Here is a 16,776-nt window from a genome sequence, read left to right as displayed (position 1 = left end):
ACATGGAAAGCAAATATAATTATTTCAAACGTGATATCAGCTGGCTCTCATTCAACTATCGGGTGTTGCTCGAAGCGCTGGATGAGCACCTGCCGCTATACGAGCGCATCAATTTCATCTCCATCTACTCCTCCAATCTGGAAGAATTTTACAAAATCCGGGTGGCGGACCACAAGGCCGTGGCATCCGGCGCAACGGAGAGCGATGAAGAAACCGTACAATCCGCCCGCGAACTCGTGGAAGAAATCAACCACGAAGTAAACCGCCAGCTGGACGACCGTGTACGCATTTACGAAGAAAAGATACTGCCCGCCCTGCGCAAAAACCACATCATCTTCTACCAGGACAGACATGTGGAACCGTTTCACCAGCAGTTTATCAAGGACTTTTTCCGGGAAGAAATCTTCCCCTACCTGCAACCCGTGCCCGTATCGAAAGACAAAATCGTCTCTTTTCTGCGAGACAACCGGCTCTACCTCGCCATCCGCCTCTATCCGAAGGAAAACAGGAACCCCGCCAACCGGCAGCCTTTCTATTTCGTCATGAAGCAGCCGTACGCCAAAGTGCCCCGTTTCATCGAACTTCCGCCCCGTGGAGACAACTATTACATCATGTTCACCGAGGACATCATCAAAGCGAACCTCAACCTTATTTTCCCCGGCTACGACGTCGATTCGAGCTACTGCATCAAAATATCCCGTGACGCCGACATTCTGATAGATGACACCGCCAGCAGCGCCGACCTCGTAGCCCAACTGAAAAAGAAGGTAAAAAAACGCAAGATAGGCGACGTCTGCCGCTTTGTCTACGACCGTGCCATGCCGCAAGACTTCCTCGACTTTCTGGTCGACGCCTTCCGCATCCACCGTGACGAACTCGTCCCCGGCGACAAGCACCTGAACCTCGAAGACCTGCGCCACCTGCCCAACCCGAACAAGTCTCTCCGCCGCATCGAAAAGCCGCAACCGATGAAGCTGAACATCCTCGACGAAAAAGAATCGATCTTCAACTACGTCGCCCAAAAGGATCTGCTGCTGTATTACCCGTACCACTCCTTCGAGCATTTCACCCACTTCCTCTACGAAGCAGTGCACAATCCGGAGACGCGCGAAATCATGGTCACCCAATACCGTGTAGCCGAAAACTCGGCCGTCATCAACACCTTGATAGCCGCCGCGCAGAACGGCAAGAAAGTCACCGTATTTGTCGAGCTCAAAGCCCGTTTCGACGAAGAGAACAACCTCGCCACCGCCGAAATGATGCAAGCCGCCGGCATCAAAATCATTTACAGCATCCCCGGACTAAAAGTACACGCCAAAGTGGCCCTCGTCCGTCGCCGCGGACTGAATGGAGAGAAAATCCCCAGCTACGCCTACATCAGCACGGGCAACTTCAACGAAAAGACCGCCACCCTATACGCCGACTGTGGACTTTTCACCTGCCGCAAGGAAATAGTGAACGACCTTTACAACCTATTCCGCACCCTGCAAGGCAAGGAAGACCCGAAATTCACCACTCTCCTCGTCGCCCGCTTCAACCTCATACCGGAACTGAACCGCCTCATCGACCGTGAAATATCCCTTACCGACCAAGGCAAAGGCGGACGTATCATCCTCAAAATGAACGCCCTCCAAGACCCCGCAATGATCGACCGACTCTACGAGGCCTCCGAACACGGCGTGCAGATCGACCTCATCGTCCGCGGCATCTGCTGCCTCATACCGGAGCAGTCATACAGCCGTAACATCCGTGTCACCCGCATTGTCGACAGTTTTCTGGAGCACGCCCGCATCTGGTATTTCGGCAACGAAGGGCACCCCAAAATATACATGGGCTCGCCCGACTGGATGCGCCGCAACCTCTACCGCCGTATCGAAGCCGTCACCCCCATCCTCGACCCTGACCTGCGCGCCAGTCTGATCGAAATGCTCCATATCCAGCTCGCTGACAACCAAAAAGCCTGTTGGGTAGACGACAAACTGCAAAACGTATTCAAAAAAAGAGCGTCCGGCACCCCTGCTGTCCGTGCCCAATATGATTTTTATGAATGGCTGAGTAAAAAAGCGCAGGAAGCGCAGCACTCATAACTTTTTGATCATCTCCAACTGCTTGCCCTCCGGTCCGATGTTTTTCGACCGGAGGAAAGCAGTCATTGAGCTACACCCAATGTCAGTCTTGATAATCTTAACAGAATCGTGCTTATTGCTTTCGTTCATCTTCTGAAAAAGCAATTAGCCGATTCCCCTTCGACAATATTCTTTGTCAGCAGTTATCTGACTAACATCACGGGACGAGGGGCAAAGCCTTCGTAGGCAAGAAGTTTTTTCGGACGAAAAAACACCCATACAAATAAAATCTTCGACAAATAATATAAAATTAAATATTTACAAGCAATTCAATATATTACAACACAACCGTCACACTTTTATCATTTCCATGACAAAACTCGGGCAGTCCGAAAACCCAGTTTTGGCTCCATACTTTACAGTTTTGAATTAAATGATAGTCAATAGTATCTTAAAATCTCCTCCTTCGGGAAGGAGGAGTACCCGTAGGGGGAAGTGGTAGGTGAATACATAATCCTGTTATTTACAAAGAAATAGGAACAAACATTATTTCTCCTACCACCTCGGTCTTCGACCACTCCTCCTTCCCGAAGGAGGAGAATAGAGATAGAATCGACTTTTTAGTCACCCCCCAATAGAGATACTACTGTTTGATTCATTTTTCATTCGGATTCATTTTTCATTCGAAAGAAACAAACTGGAAACAACCTTTTTTCTCGGATTGATCCCAAAACTCCCACCCCCCTCACACATCACCTCCCACATCCCTCACATGCCACCTCACACATCACCTCCCCCCGCACCGCCTCCCCCCGCTCCACCCCACCCGCACGGTCCCCCGGCCTACTTTTTTCTCCGTCAAGCGAGCGCCCGCAACGGAGCGTTAAGAAGGGCAGACTGTTTGAGCGGAGCGAGTTTCTGCCCTTTAGCGTAGTGAAGGAAGCGAGTAGGAGAAAAAAGTAAGCCTTGAATTTTTCTTTGGTTCTTTCTTTTGTTTCAAGACAAAAGAAAGAACGTTGTAACACAAATGTAACATGTATGACATCCCCCTGCAACCTCAAACCCCGTCCTTTGCACCCAGAAATAACATACACAACTTTCTTTATGGAGACAATTTACTTATGCATTATCATTTTCCTGTTCGTGCTGGCCGTGTTCGATCTCATCGTCGGAGTCAGTAATGATGCAGTCAACTTTCTGAATTCGGCGGTAGGCGCCAAGGCCGCTTCGTTCAAAACCATTCTTTTCATAGCCGGGATCGGTATTTTCATTGGCGCATCCCTGTCCAATGGCATGATGGATATAGCCCGTCACGGAATCTATCAGCCCGAGCATTTCTACTTTGCCGAAATCATGTGTATACTGCTCGCCGTCATGCTGACCGACGTAGTCCTTCTGGACGTCTTCAACTCTATGGGCATGCCCACCTCCACGACCGTCTCACTGGTCTTCGAGCTGCTCGGAGGAACTTTCGCCCTCTCCCTGATCAAAGTAAACAATGACGCCACCCTTGCGTTGGGCGATCTGATCAACACCGACAAAGCACTTTCCGTGATCATGGCCATTTTCGTGTCCGTAGCCATCGCCTTCTTCTTCGGTATGTTAGTACAGTGGCTCGCCCGCATCGTTTTCACGTTCAATTACACGAAAAACATCAAATACAGCATCGGCCTTTTCGGTGGGATCGCCGCCACCTCCATCATCTACTTCATGCTGATCAAAGGGTTGAAAGACAGCTCCTTCATGACCCCCGAAAACAAACAGTGGATACAGGACAACACGCTGCTGCTCATCGCCAGCTTCTTCGTCTTCTTCACGGCACTGATGCAAGTGCTTCACTGGCTCAAAGTCAATGTTTTCAAAGTAGTGGTACTGATGGGCACCTTTGCTCTCGCCCTCGCCTTCGCCGGCAACGACCTCGTCAACTTCATCGGAGTCCCCCTCGCGGGCTACTCCTCCTTCATAGACTACACCACCAACGGAGCCGGAGCAAGTCCGGACAGCTTCCTGATGACCTCGCTGCTAGGCCCCGCCAAGACACCGTGGTACTTCCTTATCGGTGCCGGCGCCATCATGGTCTACGCCCTCTGCACCTCCAAAAAGGCGCACGCCGTCATCAAAACCTCGGTAGACCTCTCCCGTCAGGATGAAGGAGAAGAGAACTTCGGAAGTACCCCGATGGCACGCACACTGGTACGTTTCAGCATGACACTTGCCAACGGCACCTCCCGCATCATGCCCGAAAGCACGAAGCAGTGGATCAACTCCCGTTTCCGCAAAAACGAAGCCATCATAGCCGACGGAGCCGCTTTCGACCTCGTCCGCGCCTCTGTCAACCTCGTCCTCGCCGGTCTGCTCATCGCCTTGGGAACGTCGCTGAAACTGCCGCTCTCTACCACCTACGTCACCTTCATGGTAGCAATGGGTACGTCGCTCGCCGACCGTGCATGGGGACGTGACTCCGCCGTCTACCGCATCACAGGCGTTCTAAGCGTCATCGGCGGCTGGTTCATCACTGCCGGAGCCGCCTTCACCATCTGCTTCTTCGTAGCCCTCGTGCTGCACTACGGCGGCAACATCTCCATCATCGCACTGATCGGAATAGCGATTTTCATCCTCATCCGCAGCCAGGTGATGTATAAGAAACGCAAGGCGAAAGAGAAAGGCAACGAAACGCTGAAACAACTCATGCAGACCGCCGACAGCGAAGAAGCGCTGCAATTGATGCGTAAACATACCCGCGAAGAACTCGCCAAAGTGCTGGAGTACGCCGAAACGAATTTCGAACTGACCGTCACCTCCTTTATACACGAAAACCTCCGCGGACTACGTCGTGCCATGGGTTCCACGAAATTCGAAAAGCAGCTCATCAAGCAGATGAAACGCACCGGAACCGTTGCCATGTGCCGCCTCGACAACAACACCGTGCTCGAAAAAGGACTCTACTACTATCAAGGCAACGACTTCGCCAGCGAACTGGTGTACAGCATCTCGCGCCTCTGCGAACCGTGTCTTGAACACATCGACAATAACTTCAACCCGCTCGACGCCATTCAGAAAGGTGAATTCAGCGACGTGGCCGAGGACATCACTTATCTGATTCAGCAATGCCGCAAGAAGTTGGAAAACAACGATTATCAGAATATGGAAGAGGAAATCCGCCGTGCCAACGACCTCAACGGACAGCTATCGCAACTGAAACGCAAAGAGTTGCAGCGCATCCAAAGCCAGTCGGGCAGTATCCGAGTAAGTATGGTTTATCTGACCATGGTGCAGGAAGCTCAAAATGTAGTGACTTACATCATTAACCTGATGAAGGTAAGCCGGAAATTCCAAATGGAAACAGAAATGCCGTAAGGTGGCTCATCCCCCAAAAGCACACAACAAAAGGGTTTATCTTCAAAAAGTCTATCTGATTAAATAAAATGCATTAGAGATAAACCGGAAAAAGCAAGAAGGGCTGCTCCCAAGTAGAATTGGGGCAGCCCTTTTTATGGTTGGGCGGTTGACTGTTATCCAATCTGCCGGGATATTCTTTTATAGATGTCAAAATTCTCCAACTACCGCATTATCGGGCTCAAAAAACATAATGTAGCAAACAGGGGTATAGGTGACCCCATTTTTTGATACTACACTTTTCCATAAATCCTACATCTCAGAGCAGGTATGAATCATTTCGCACAAGAAATGAAATGAATTAAATTCCACTACCTATTACTATACAATTACCTATTACTTTCCCATACAAAAATCCCCTTTATTCAACCCCATATCATAGACAGATACGGTTTTAAATAAAAGGGGATTCTCTAGTTTTTAAGAGAGGAGGTCGGTTTATGAATCTCCCGTCTTTTTAGCTTTCCGACGACGGAAGCGCAAGAGTGCTTCCAAAATATCCAATAACTTTTCTAAAAATAATTTCATAGCTTCCTTCTTTAGAGTTAAAAAACAGAGTGAATGGAGCAATTTAATAAGGGAACCGATCATGCATTAGTGAGTCAGCGATTCAGCCTCATTAAACGGTTGGGTCCGGAGCCTCATCGTCGTCGCCTCCGGGAGTGCTTCCTCCGCCGGGAGTGTCTCCGCCTCCCGAATGATTTTTATCATCGTCGTCCACAAAGCCGCCCGCTACGTCCTTGACGTGGACAAATTCTACTCCGGAAGTCAGTGCACGGGTAGTGACGCCATCGGCAGAACGGGTATATTCGGGAGTAAACTGACAGCGCAGCGAAACGATCTGCGAACTGCTGACTTTACTTTCCAACACGACTCCCTTTCCTCCGGCTTTGGCGATCATCGTAAATGTGCCCAAGCCTTCGAGACGTACTGTGCGGCTGTTGAGCAACTGTTCACGCATCACGGACATCAAGTTTCGAATCACGTTGTGGACATCACCCGGTGTCAGAGAAGCCTTCTCGGCGATCAGCTCCGCCATCTTCTGCGTGTTGACCATTTTCGAGAATTTCACGAGGCGGGGGTAATACAGTTTCTGTCCCGCTTTGTTGGCGATATTCGCCTGGTAAGGTTTGTAAATTAATGGCATAAGGTTGTTTTCCTTTCTTTTTTTAATGGTTGATGTAAGTTTTCTATGTGCAATCGATTACGGTGACAAAAGTAGGCGATGGCAAAAAAGTCCGGATACACGATGTAACGACTTGTAACGGAAGAGCACCAGTCGGCACGGCCTCGCACAAATACTGCCTCCAAGGACTTCTGTACAAAGCAACACCAAACGACTAAAAAAAGCGTACCTTTACATTGGCAACGAAAATGAAAGAAAGAAATATAGAAAAGATAGTAAAAGCAGTATCAAAAGACAATGAAAGCAAAAATCATGAAACCAACTTCCGAAGAAAATGCAACCCTGCCCCGCATACAGGCATACAGCAAAAGCCAACTGGCCACTCTCTACCTGCCCCACATACAGCCCGCCTCCGCACGCCGCACTCTCCGCAGCTGGATCGCCAAGAACACGGCACTACAAAACGAACTCGCCCGCACGGGATATTCCGAGAAAGCCATCCTGCTCACTCCGGCGCAAGTAGGGCTCATCTTCCGTTTCTTGGGGGAGCCTTGATTCGAGCTGACTATCCGCATGGCTTCCCCTCCCTTCGGGAAGGGGCTGACTAAAAAGTCCCATTCTTCGGGAAGCAAGTATATTTCCGTCACGCCACGTCCCTTTCAAACCTTCTCTTCGTTGGCCGTATAAGGCAGCGTGAACCAAAAAGTACTCCCCTGACCCAGCCGTGAGACAGCACCGATCTTTCCTCCCATCCTTTCGACGATTGCCCGGCAAATGGTGAGTCCGAGTCCCGTGCCCTGCACAAAGCTGTTGAGTTTGACAAAATTCCCGAAGATTTCTTCCAACCGTTCCTCCGGTATCCCGCAACCGGTGTCGGTGACATAGAAATGCAGGAAACCGTCTTCGCGCACATCAAACCCGAACTCAATGCTGCCTTCCCCGGTAAACTTCACGGCATTATTCATCAGATTCATCATCACCTGTACCAGACGGTTACGGTCCGCCTTTACGACACATTCGGTCGTCCGGCGGTGATAGCAGATACAGATGCCGGACTTTTTATTCCTCAACCGGAACGTATCTTCGAGTTCGATAAACAGGCCGTGCACATCTACCGGGGCGTAGTCGAACTCCATCGTTCCGGCTTCGATCTTCGAAAGGTCGAGCACATCGCTGATAAGCTGCAACAGGAGTGTGTTGTTGTTTTCAATGATGTTGATATATTCCTGTTTCTCTTCCGAAATCCCCCTTTCCGCTGACACCAGCAGCGAGGAAAAGCCGACAATGGCGTTGAGGGGAGTGCGTATTTCGTGGCTGATGTTGGCGAGGAAAGAAGATTTGAGCGTGTTCGCCTCCTCGGCTTTCACCTTTGCCTGTACGAGCGCTTCCTCCATTTCCTTTCGTTGGGTGACGGTCATCGAAGTGCCGATAAGGCTCAGCGGTTTTCCGTTCGCGTCGCGCTCGTCCACGGCTGCGCGCACTTCTACCCATTCATTCTGTTGCGGGGAAGGAAGCCACTGTCTGCCTACCCGATATTCCTCGCGCATTTTCTGCGTTTCGCCATTGGCGAGGCGCTCGAAGGCGTCCCGCACGCGTTCGCGGTCTTCATCGCAGATTTTCGCGAAACAGGCGGAGGTGGGCACGATAATCAGGTTGCCGTCATGCGTCACCTCCTCTTCGGTGACGTACAAGTCGTGGCTGACGTTGCACGAGAGGAGGCCGGTCCGCAAATCCCATTTCCAAGGGGTCATGTCGGCAGCGTCGAGGGCGGCGGACAACTTATGGTTGGTGGATTTCAGCATTTGCTGCGTCAGCACCAGTTCGGTATTGTCCACACCAAAGACATCGACGCAGCCTTTCGTTTTGGAATGTATGGAGATGACGGTCAGATGAGTTTTCGTCTTCTCCAGATAATACTGAAAGGTTATTTGCCTGTTGTCATTCAGTTCGCTGTACCTGTCGGGCAGTTCCGGCGAATAATCCGGATTGAGTTCGCTGTATTTCTTTCCCAGTATTTTTTCTTTGGGCAGGATGTATTTCTCGAAAGTGGGATTCACTTCCCGGTAGACATAGTCGATAATCCGGGCACCGGGGTCGAATATGAGCTCGACACGGGCATAGAGAACGGGCATGTTTTCGACCAGACTGCTATAGCTCCTCATGATCTCCAGCCGCCTGCTCCTCTCATGCAGCGCCCTCCGGAGCCATATCACATAGATGACGGCCAGTGCCATCAAAGAGAAAAACAGGGCCAGATAATATTTGTTCCGCTCGAAAAAAGTGGGGGGCTTCATACCAAAAACAGTGTCGTCGGGACACAGGCCGAGCAACAGTCCGCTCTCTACGTAGTCGGCATAATTGATGACGGATGGGGGCGTCCCCATCGCTGTCGTTTCCACTCTGTGCGGATGCGACGCTCCGTCCAGGCGGCTTTTGATCACCGGGAGCAGATGTTTCTTTATTTCACTGTCTGTCCAGAAATAGCCGCCGATCAACAGGAAAGGCATCACTTCCTCCGCTTCTTTCCTGCATTGCGCACTGATCCAGCGCCTGTCGGACATGAAGACCTGTTTGCGCATATCCGGGACAACGGTCGCCATCAGTTCCATGTGCTCGGCACATATGTCAACCGGGCTGTTCTGGACGCGAAACTCTTTATAGACAGGGGCCATAAAGTCATCGCTCCACAGACAGTTTTCGGTATAGGAATTGATGATTAATAGTTGACAAGAAGAGGGGCGGCCGGCATAAATGTAAGTCTGAAATGCACTGATCAGAAAGATTGCAAGTGCCGCTGTTTTTCGAGTTATCCGCGCTTCCATAAATAGTGATTGTTTTGATTGTTTGCGGAACCGATCACTGAATATCTTAAAATATTGCTATTAAATCTTTAAATATTACTATACAAAAAGGTAAGTTCTGTAAGAACTTGGTAGAGCGACTTATCTGCCAGTTTATAATATATTACTAAAGAAATAAAAACAAACAGACTTATTAAAAGCCGTCATCTGCATTCTCAGCTCGGAAAACGGATTCGTTTTACCCGAACTGAGAATGCAATAATTAGAATTTGTAAATAATGACGAACGTGCAATACGGTAGAAACCGACAAAGGAAAACAAATAAATATCTAAAAGAGAAAACGTAGGATGTCAACATCGAATATGAAATCTGAGTGAACAATAAAACTTATTTTTCAGAATAAAAGCGTTTCTGCATGGTTTTCTCAATAATATGATTACATTTGTGGTGACATTATAACAAGGGAATAAAATGGAAATCCATCGCTGATATCGAATCGTTTTTTTACGAATACAGACTACCAAGTTCTTACAGGACTTACCTCATTCCGTCAGTTGTTCTTTCCTTTGTCCCGATCATTGTCGTCGCTCAAAGGTGTTCGTCGTCTTTACCTTCTTTTCCTTTTTCGTTCTTTTCCTCGTCTTTCATGCGCAATAATTTATCTTTACCGAAATTTATTTCTATCACCACTTTCTTGGGCGAGTCGATATGGTAACTCACAATTCCGGCATCTCTAATCAAGAACATAATAATGACAACCAGCATCCCGACCAGATTTTCGGCAAAGACACAATTGACGGACACGCAGTGCGCTAAATTAAAAATCGTCGTCCAATTGGACATTCTCTTTCCCATCCAGGCCGAGTGGAAGCGCTTGATCGACGATGCCGAACAGTCCGAATGCTGCTGAAGATAAGCGTCGTCAAAGCCGTTATCCCGGCTGACTTTCATAATCGAATCGATGACTTTCTGTTTTTCTTCGTCATCACTGTGCTGCAAGCCATTACATTGCTTTTTCTTCCATTGCTTCTCTTCGACTCTTTCCTGAAGGGCATCCCTGTTCTCGTCATACACGGACTTTTCGCCACTCTGATTTGCTTTTTTCTGACTCATGCTTTTCTGATTTGCTTTTTCCTGACTCATGCTTTTCTGATTTACTTTTTTCTGACTTGTACTTTTCTGATTTACTTTTTTCTGACTTGTACTTTTCTGATTTACAGTCCTTTTTACTTCAATGTGTTGTTCTCTTTCACTACTGTTCTGGCAGTTTTCTTTTTTGTTCATTACTAATTATATTTAAATTAATCCGACAAAATTCGGGATTTACCTTTAACATTTTGGGTCACGCGTGACTCTTTCTACATATTTTTTCATTTTAGTCAAGCGTGAACGGTTTTTATTCTACCCACAGTCTACTTTTGCCCCGAAATCAATAAAAAACAATTGAATCATATGACTGAAATGAAAAAACAACATTCCCTCCCACGGGTACGGCTCATGAGGCGGGCCGCCGTCATCCGTCGCAACAATGACATGAACCGGCGTGATGCGCTCATCATCGCCCACCGAATCGGTGGACTGATAAGGAAGATGCACAGGGAGAACGTGAAATTCTGCTACACCAAGCAGGACGGAACCGTGCGCCACGCTGTCGGCACGCTCACCGGATATCAACACAGTTTTCACCGCCCCTATATGCCACGACCGGAAAATACGTTTGTAGTCTACTACGACCTCGAAGCCAAAGGGTGGCGCACGTTTCATGCCGAAAATTTCCTTTGCGTCGAATGAGTTTCGAAGAGCAGATGAGATTCGGAGAGCAAATGAGTTTCGGGCAGCAGATAAATTTTGAAATGAGTTTCGGACAGCAGATAAGTTTTGGACAGCAAATGAATTTCGGAGAACAAATGACTTCAGAAGAACGAAAAGAATGGGAAACGCTTTGCAGAATGTATCATGTGGACTCTTTGTACGAAGCCATTCAAGGGTGTCGGGAGGAACTGGAGTTTCTCGTTCGCTGTGCCGAACGGCTCGAACCCCGTGCAGAGGAGGAATGAGAAAGGTCAAAGACCGGAGTAAGCGGGCGGAACCGCCTCATGTCAGCGAGGAGGCTACGCCGTTTAACAGTCCTTGTTTATGCCGTTTTTACCTTGCAGGCTACGCCGTTTCTACCATGCAGGCTGCGCCGTTTATCCCCGGTGGTTTCGGAAAAGGGATTTCTTTTTAACGAAGTATAATTTTATTAACAATATAAAGAATAAAGTATGGAAAATTGGAGATTTATCGAAGCAAATTCCGATTATATGGTTTCAGACCACGGGCGGATATTGAGTTTCAAAGGCAAATCGAAGTTGATAATCAGCAGCAGCATTACCGCAAAAGGTTATGAGTACGTGGCCATCCGCCAAAAGGGGATATACGTCGGCTACTCTGTACACCGCTTAGTGGCAACAGCTTTTATCCCCAACCCGAAGCGTCTCCCCCAAGTGAACCACCTCGACGGAAACAAGCTCAACAACCACGTCGCCAACCTCGAATGGTGCGATGCCTACGACAATGTCATGCACGCCATCCGGACCGGTCTGCGTCCGTCGTCACCCGCCCTCTCCCCCGTCCCCTGTGCCACAACGGACGAGGCAGGAAATATCCTGCAAGCCTATCCATCCATGAACGCACTGGTAAAAGGGGAACAAATGAACCCTAAACAACGTAATTGGCTGGTGCTGCATTTATTACACCCCGAAAGACTGAAGCAATCGGCCATGAAGAAAAAGTCAAGAGCCGAAAGAAGCGGTTCGGAAGAATGCTTTCTGATAGCACCCGAAATACCTGTGCTGACCGTCAAAGCTGATTCAATCGGGGAGTTCGAAGCAGGCAATCCACTTGGGATAGGCAAATCGAGCAATTCAGTCGGGGAGTTCGAAGCAGGCAATCCGCTTGGGATAGGCAAATCGAGTAATTCAGTCGAGGAGTTCGAAGCAGGTAATCCGCTTGGGATAGGCAAATCGAGCAATTCAGTCGGGGAGTTCAAGGCAGGCAATGTATGTGTGCAGCCAGTTTCTTTTTCCTTTGTTTCATCGCCTTTTCCTCTTATTTCTCTCTTTGCCCCTATACATCATTCAGTGACGCAGCACTATTACCGCCGCCTGTCCCCCGAAGAATCCGCCATTTTTGGTTTCAACACTTATATATTGCCCAGAGAAAGAGGACAAAGAAAGGAGTTTCTGCAATGAAAGACACCATCATCATCCACTGTTCCGCCACCCGTGCGGGACAGGACATCACCGCTGCCGACATCGACTGCTGGCACCGTGCCCGTGGCTTCTGGTCCATCGGCTATCATTACGTCATCCGCCTCGACGGCACCATCGAACCGGGACGGGACGTCACCCTCGACGGGGCGCATTGTATGGGCTGGAACCAGCGTTCCATCGGCATCTGCTACGTCGGCGGACTGGACAAGGAAGGCCGCCCCGCCGACACACGGACAGATGCACAACGCACCGCCCTCATCCGACTGGTGAAATCTCTGCAACTGGCCTTCCCCAACGTGAAACAGGTCATCGGACACCGGGACACAAGCCCCGACCTCAACGGAGACGGCATCATCTCACCCAATGAATACATGAAAGCCTGTCCCTGCTTCGATGTGAAAAAGGAGTTCTAGGGAGTAGTTGTACGCAATAGTAACTCTATTCTCCTCCTTCGGGAAGGAGGAGTACCCGTAGGGGGAGGTGGTAGGTGAATGCATAATCCTATCATTTACAAAAAAATAGGTATAAACATTATTTCTCCTACCACCTCGGTCTGCGACCACTCCTCCTTCCCGAAGGAGGAGAATAGAGATAGAATCGACTTTTTAGTCACCCTCAGTTGAGATACAGAACTGACTATCAAGTAGCTTATCACCATACTGAAATGAGCTAAATTAAAATTACCGATTCGCCTTATTCATTATTTATCAGTCAATATCACTCTAAATATTCAAAAAGATGGCCCGTATTTCCAAACCCGGATTAGATTATTTCCCGCTCGATGTCAACTTCTTCCAAGACAGGAAGGTACGCCGCATTTCCAACCGTCATCATGCGGCAGGAATTGCCGCACTCACTTCCCTGCTCTGCCTCATCTACAAAGAAAAGGGATTTTACGTCGCATGGAATCAAGATACCTTGTTCGACATTTCGCAGGAAGTGTGTTGCGAGGAGGAGGAGATGCAGGCCATCATCGACGACTGCCTGTCCGTCGGACTGTTCGACACCTATATATATAAGGAGTACGGGATTCTGACTTCGCAAGCCATCCAAGAGCAATACCACAAAATCATTACCGACAGCCGAAGGAAATACAAACTTCCGCTGGAACGGTTTTGGCTCATCAAGGAAGAAAAGGATGGAACGGGAAATAATTCCGCAGACATAAGAAGCAATATAAATTCAAAAGGTACAGAAGTGGATGAAGCGGAAAACAAGATAGTAGATGCAGGAGTCAACACAACAAAAACAGGAGTCAATATCACAGCTACAGAAGTTACTAAAACAAAGCCAGGAATCGGCACGACAGGCACAAACATCCATGCAGCAGGCACAGACATCCATGCAGCAGGCACAGGAATCAATGCTACAAAAACAGTGACCGACGGAGCAGCTATGAAAATTAATGCTGCAAAAAACCGAGAAATTGCAGCAACAATCCCACAAACAAAACAGGAAACGGATACAGAAATCGAAAGTAAATCGGAAACGGATACTGAGATTCAAAGCAAACCGAAAAGAGAGATGGAAAATGATATCAAACCGGAAAGAGAAAAAGACAAAGAGAGAGAAAGACAAAGCAAAACCGAAAATGAATGGGAGAAAGATAGAGAGCAGCCGCCCGTTCCGTCAAACGGCGTTTCTCAGGCTGCGCCTGTTGCTGTCAAAGGTTTGTCTTTAGAAATCTCGTCCGGAAAAAGGGAGGAGGAAAATAAGGAAGAAAGAAGAAATGGAGGAATAGATCAGAAGGGAGAAGCTAGATATAACGGAACCCAATACGAAAGAAACCAGCTAGAAGAACCCAAGCATAACGGAACCCAGTACGAAAGAAACCAGCAGGAAGAACCCAAGCACAACGGAACCCAGTACGAAAGAAACCAGCAGGAAGAACCCAAGCACAACGGAACCCAGTACGAAAGAAACCAGCAGGAAGAACCCAAGCACAACGGAACCCAGTACGAAAGAAACCAGCAGGAAGAACCCAAGCACAACGGAACCCAGTACGAAAGAAACCAGCAGGAAGAAGCCCCGAACGAAAGCATTGCTTCCGGAGGATTCTCCGAATCCCTGCTGCGCCTCAACATGGACGCCATCGGCATCCGGAACGAACAAACCGTGAAAGGCATCCTCGCCCTCGCCCGACGCAGAAAGCTGGGTGGTCCGTGCGGCACCTTATGGAAAGTCCTCAGCTCCGAATACCGCTCCACCCTGCTCAAAAAGAACGAGCCGGGCGACTACATCCTCTGGGCGCTCAATCACCCGGCAGAATTTGAGGACACCTACACCGGTATCCTCAAAAAGCGAGTTAGGGGAAGATGAACATTTTTAAGAGGAAGATGAGCATTTTTGAGCGCCCACGTCATTTATTTCTCCCGCCAAACGCATCATAAAACAATAATTTATCCTATCTTTGTGGGACAAAGAAAAAGCCTCTTTACCGTATGCAAAGAGAAACCTCTCTTTACAACCTAAAAGAGCAACAACCAAAACAATGAGCAAATTTATCAATCCGTTCACCGACTACGGATTCAAATTAATATTCGGCAGAGAAGTCTCCAAGGATTTACTAATCGAATTTCTGAACGACCTTCTCGAAGGTGAACGAGTGATAACCGACTTAACGTTTTTGAACAACGAACAGCTGCCGGACTACCCGGAAGGACGAGGCATCATCTACGATGTCTACTGCACCACGGACACGGGCGAAAAGATAATTGTCGAAATGCAAAACCGCATGCAGAGCAACTTTAAAGAACGCTCCATTTTCTATCTCTCCCGTGCCATCGTCAACCAGGGCCGGACGGGGCACGACTGGAAATTTGAAATAAAAGCTGTTTACGGAGTCTTTCTGATGAATTTCATCATGGACAAGAACATAAAACTCCGGACAGACGTTATTCTTGCAGACAAGGAGACAGGTGAACTCTTCTCGGAGAAATTCCGGCAAATATTCATCGCCCTCCCCCTCTTCAAAAAAAGCGAAGAGGAATGTGAAACGAATTTTGAACGTTGGATTTATATATTAAATAATATGGAAACTTTAAAACGCCTGCCATTCAAGGCACGAAAAGCCGTCTTCGAAAAACTCGAAGAGATCGCTGATGTGGCTTCTATGTCTCCAAAAGAGAGGGAGCTATACGATAATAGCGTCAAAGTGTACCGGGATTATTTGGTGACAATGGATGCAGCGGAAAAGGAAGGAATAAAAAAAGGGATGAAAGAAGGAATGAAAGAAGGACTGAAGAAAGGACTTGAAGAAGGACTTGAGGAAGGCCTGAAGAAAGGTCGCGAAGAAGCCTTGAACATCTTTCAGACAGCCATCGACATGAAAAAGCAAGGAATTGACAATCAACTCATTGCCGAAAAGACCGGTCTGCCCCTATCGCTCATAGAAAGCCTCAAATAAAGGTAGAACCTAAGCATCCGCCCCCCTGAAAACAAGCCGAGTACCTGCCCGAAAAAGATGACTGAGATCGAAAAAGAAAGGGAAAAGGTTGCGATTATAGTAAGTGAGCCGGGAAGCCAAGTTGCAGAAAGCAGCACTTATATTCTGATTTACAATAAGATAGGACGAAAAAGGAGGAAAAAGAGAGGCTATAAAATATCAATAAGTCTTAGAAGAACTTGGTACATTCGTGATTGTAAACTTACCATCAATATCCGTGATAGTACCAAGAGTAGTGCCATTCACCAATACCGAAGCACCTACAACAGGCAGGCCATCTTCCTCGGCGGTTACCACACCGGTAACTCGGGACGTCTGCGCTGTCACCAGACCTATACCCACAAAAAGGAAGGTCATAAAGAACATCAATTTTCTTTTCATAAATTCTCTCTTAAATTTAACCTATAAATAGACTTCTAGTCTCTAACAGGGTGCAAAGATAACACTATTTATATCAAAATTAAAAAAGTGTTACGTTTTTAACTATAAAGTATCATATTGAAAGAATTTAATCAGAGAATAAATCAAATAAGTAAATCTAAAGACGTATTTAGCAGCATTTAAACATTATTACCTAACAGAAAGAAAGTGTTAAAACCGCTATTTTCATAAAAAAAACATCAGATATTCGTTCGAAATGGTATCTTTTTATCATTTTATGCCTTAAATAGCCCCAAAAACACTTAA

At 47.8% G+C, this 16,776-nt stretch carries 13 protein-coding genes and 2 pseudogenes; 11 read left to right on the top strand and 4 right to left on the bottom strand.

Annotated elements, in window-relative coordinates; all coding sequences use genetic code 11:
- Positions 1-2 precede the first annotated feature (2 nt).
- Positions 3-2,087 carry an RNA degradosome polyphosphate kinase gene (locus KTR07_RS13680; protein ID WP_117981386.1) on the top strand — a complete coding sequence of 695 codons (2,085 nt, stop codon included), beginning with the start codon at positions 3-5 and terminating at the stop codon, positions 2,085-2,087.
- Between the two features lie 1,083 nt (positions 2,088-3,170).
- Positions 3,171-5,423: an inorganic phosphate transporter gene (locus KTR07_RS13675; protein ID WP_008766433.1), complete on the top strand. Its 2,253-nt coding sequence runs from the start codon at positions 3,171-3,173 to the stop codon at positions 5,421-5,423.
- A 658-nt stretch (positions 5,424-6,081) separates the two neighbouring features.
- On the opposite strand, the gene KTR07_RS13670 is transcribed toward KTR07_RS13675, so the two are convergent.
- A complete protein-coding gene (locus KTR07_RS13670) occupies positions 6,082-6,609 on the bottom strand; it encodes an HU family DNA-binding protein (RefSeq protein ID WP_016269584.1) in 528 nt (175 codons plus the stop codon).
- Positions 6,610-6,885: 276 nt separating this feature from the next.
- Here KTR07_RS13670 and KTR07_RS13665 point away from each other — a divergent pair, with 276 nt between their 5' ends.
- Positions 6,886-7,143, top strand: a complete 258-nt coding sequence (locus KTR07_RS13665; RefSeq protein WP_008761088.1) for a DUF4248 domain-containing protein — start codon at positions 6,886-6,888, stop codon at positions 7,141-7,143.
- A gap of 104 nt (positions 7,144-7,247) precedes the next feature.
- Here KTR07_RS13665 and KTR07_RS13660 read toward each other — a convergent pair whose 3' ends face one another.
- Both KTR07_RS13660 and KTR07_RS13655 read right to left on the bottom strand, forming a co-directional pair.
- Positions 7,248-9,410 (bottom strand): ATP-binding protein, encoded by a 2,163-nt coding sequence (locus KTR07_RS13660; RefSeq protein WP_008761087.1) that lies wholly within the window; start codon positions 9,408-9,410, stop codon positions 7,248-7,250.
- Between the two features lie 568 nt (positions 9,411-9,978).
- Positions 9,979-10,674 (bottom strand): RNA helicase, encoded by a 696-nt coding sequence (locus tag KTR07_RS13655; protein ID WP_074856212.1) that lies wholly within the window; start codon positions 10,672-10,674, stop codon positions 9,979-9,981.
- 168 nt (positions 10,675-10,842) lie between these two features.
- Between KTR07_RS13655 and KTR07_RS28750 the strand changes: the two genes are divergently transcribed.
- The 8 genes and pseudogenes from KTR07_RS28750 (at position 10,843) to KTR07_RS13620 (ending at position 16,050) form a co-directional block, all read left to right on the top strand.
- Positions 10,843-11,181, top strand: a complete 339-nt coding sequence (locus tag KTR07_RS28750; protein WP_008766438.1) for an SH3 beta-barrel fold-containing protein — start codon at positions 10,843-10,845, stop codon at positions 11,179-11,181.
- Entirely contained in the window at positions 11,178-11,447 is a 270-nt protein-coding gene (locus tag KTR07_RS13645; RefSeq protein WP_008766439.1) for a hypothetical protein, read from the top strand. The genes KTR07_RS28750 and KTR07_RS13645 overlap by 4 nt, the downstream gene beginning before the upstream one ends.
- Entirely contained in the window at positions 11,444-11,617 is a 174-nt protein-coding gene (locus tag KTR07_RS13640; RefSeq protein WP_008766440.1) for a hypothetical protein, read from the top strand. Before KTR07_RS13645 ends, KTR07_RS13640 begins: the two co-directional genes overlap by 4 nt.
- A gap of 37 nt (positions 11,618-11,654) precedes the next feature.
- Positions 11,655-12,623, top strand: a complete 969-nt coding sequence (locus KTR07_RS13635; protein WP_011108096.1) for an HNH endonuclease — start codon at positions 11,655-11,657, stop codon at positions 12,621-12,623.
- The gene (locus tag KTR07_RS13630; protein WP_008766442.1) at positions 12,620-13,057 is read left to right on the top strand and encodes an N-acetylmuramoyl-L-alanine amidase; all 438 of its coding nucleotides are present in this window, start codon (positions 12,620-12,622) and stop codon (positions 13,055-13,057) included. Before KTR07_RS13635 ends, KTR07_RS13630 begins: the two co-directional genes overlap by 4 nt.
- A 325-nt stretch (positions 13,058-13,382) precedes the next feature.
- Positions 13,383-13,784, top strand: a pseudogene (locus KTR07_RS28745) (DUF4373 domain-containing protein); the annotation flags it as partial.
- Positions 13,785-14,693: 909 nt separating this feature from the next.
- Positions 14,694-14,963: pseudogene (locus KTR07_RS28740) on the top strand (hypothetical protein); the annotation flags it as partial.
- A 172-nt stretch (positions 14,964-15,135) separates the two neighbouring features.
- Positions 15,136-16,050, top strand: a complete 915-nt coding sequence (locus KTR07_RS13620) for an Rpn family recombination-promoting nuclease/putative transposase (RefSeq protein ID WP_011108099.1) — start codon at positions 15,136-15,138, stop codon at positions 16,048-16,050.
- A gap of 198 nt (positions 16,051-16,248) precedes the next feature.
- Here KTR07_RS13620 and KTR07_RS13615 read toward each other — a convergent pair whose 3' ends face one another.
- Positions 16,249-16,470: a carboxypeptidase-like regulatory domain-containing protein gene (locus KTR07_RS13615; protein WP_008766446.1), complete on the bottom strand. Its 222-nt coding sequence runs from the start codon at positions 16,468-16,470 to the stop codon at positions 16,249-16,251.
- Between the last annotated feature and the right edge of the window lie 306 nt (positions 16,471-16,776).

The organism is Bacteroides sp. MSK.20.82, from assembly GCF_019052485.1.
GTDB classification, from domain to species: domain Bacteria; phylum Bacteroidota; class Bacteroidia; order Bacteroidales; family Bacteroidaceae; genus Bacteroides; species Bacteroides thetaiotaomicron.
This window is presented reverse-complemented; position numbering and strand designations above follow the sequence as displayed.

Excerpts from the sequence above, each read along its gene's own strand:
- KTR07_RS13680 (WP_117981386.1), top strand. The coding sequence starts at position 3 with ATGGAAAGCAAATATAATTATTTCAAACGTGATATCAGCTGGCTCTCA.
- KTR07_RS13675 (WP_008766433.1), top strand. The coding sequence starts at position 3,171 with ATGGAGACAATTTACTTATGCATTATCATTTTCCTGTTCGTGCTGGCC.
- KTR07_RS13670 (WP_016269584.1), bottom strand. The coding sequence starts at position 6,609 with ATGCCATTAATTTACAAACCTTACCAGGCGAATATCGCCAACAAAGCG.
- KTR07_RS13665 (WP_008761088.1), top strand. The coding sequence starts at position 6,886 with ATGAAAGCAAAAATCATGAAACCAACTTCCGAAGAAAATGCAACCCTG.
- KTR07_RS13660 (WP_008761087.1), bottom strand. The coding sequence starts at position 9,410 with ATGGAAGCGCGGATAACTCGAAAAACAGCGGCACTTGCAATCTTTCTG.
- KTR07_RS13655 (WP_074856212.1), bottom strand. The coding sequence starts at position 10,674 with ATGAACAAAAAAGAAAACTGCCAGAACAGTAGTGAAAGAGAACAACAC.
- KTR07_RS28750 (WP_008766438.1), top strand. The coding sequence starts at position 10,843 with ATGACTGAAATGAAAAAACAACATTCCCTCCCACGGGTACGGCTCATG.
- KTR07_RS13645 (WP_008766439.1), top strand. The coding sequence starts at position 11,178 with ATGAGTTTCGAAGAGCAGATGAGATTCGGAGAGCAAATGAGTTTCGGG.
- KTR07_RS13640 (WP_008766440.1), top strand. The coding sequence starts at position 11,444 with ATGAGAAAGGTCAAAGACCGGAGTAAGCGGGCGGAACCGCCTCATGTC.
- KTR07_RS13635 (WP_011108096.1), top strand. The coding sequence starts at position 11,655 with ATGGAAAATTGGAGATTTATCGAAGCAAATTCCGATTATATGGTTTCA.
- KTR07_RS13630 (WP_008766442.1), top strand. The coding sequence starts at position 12,620 with ATGAAAGACACCATCATCATCCACTGTTCCGCCACCCGTGCGGGACAG.
- KTR07_RS13620 (WP_011108099.1), top strand. The coding sequence starts at position 15,136 with ATGAGCAAATTTATCAATCCGTTCACCGACTACGGATTCAAATTAATA.
- KTR07_RS13615 (WP_008766446.1), bottom strand. The coding sequence starts at position 16,470 with ATGAAAAGAAAATTGATGTTCTTTATGACCTTCCTTTTTGTGGGTATA.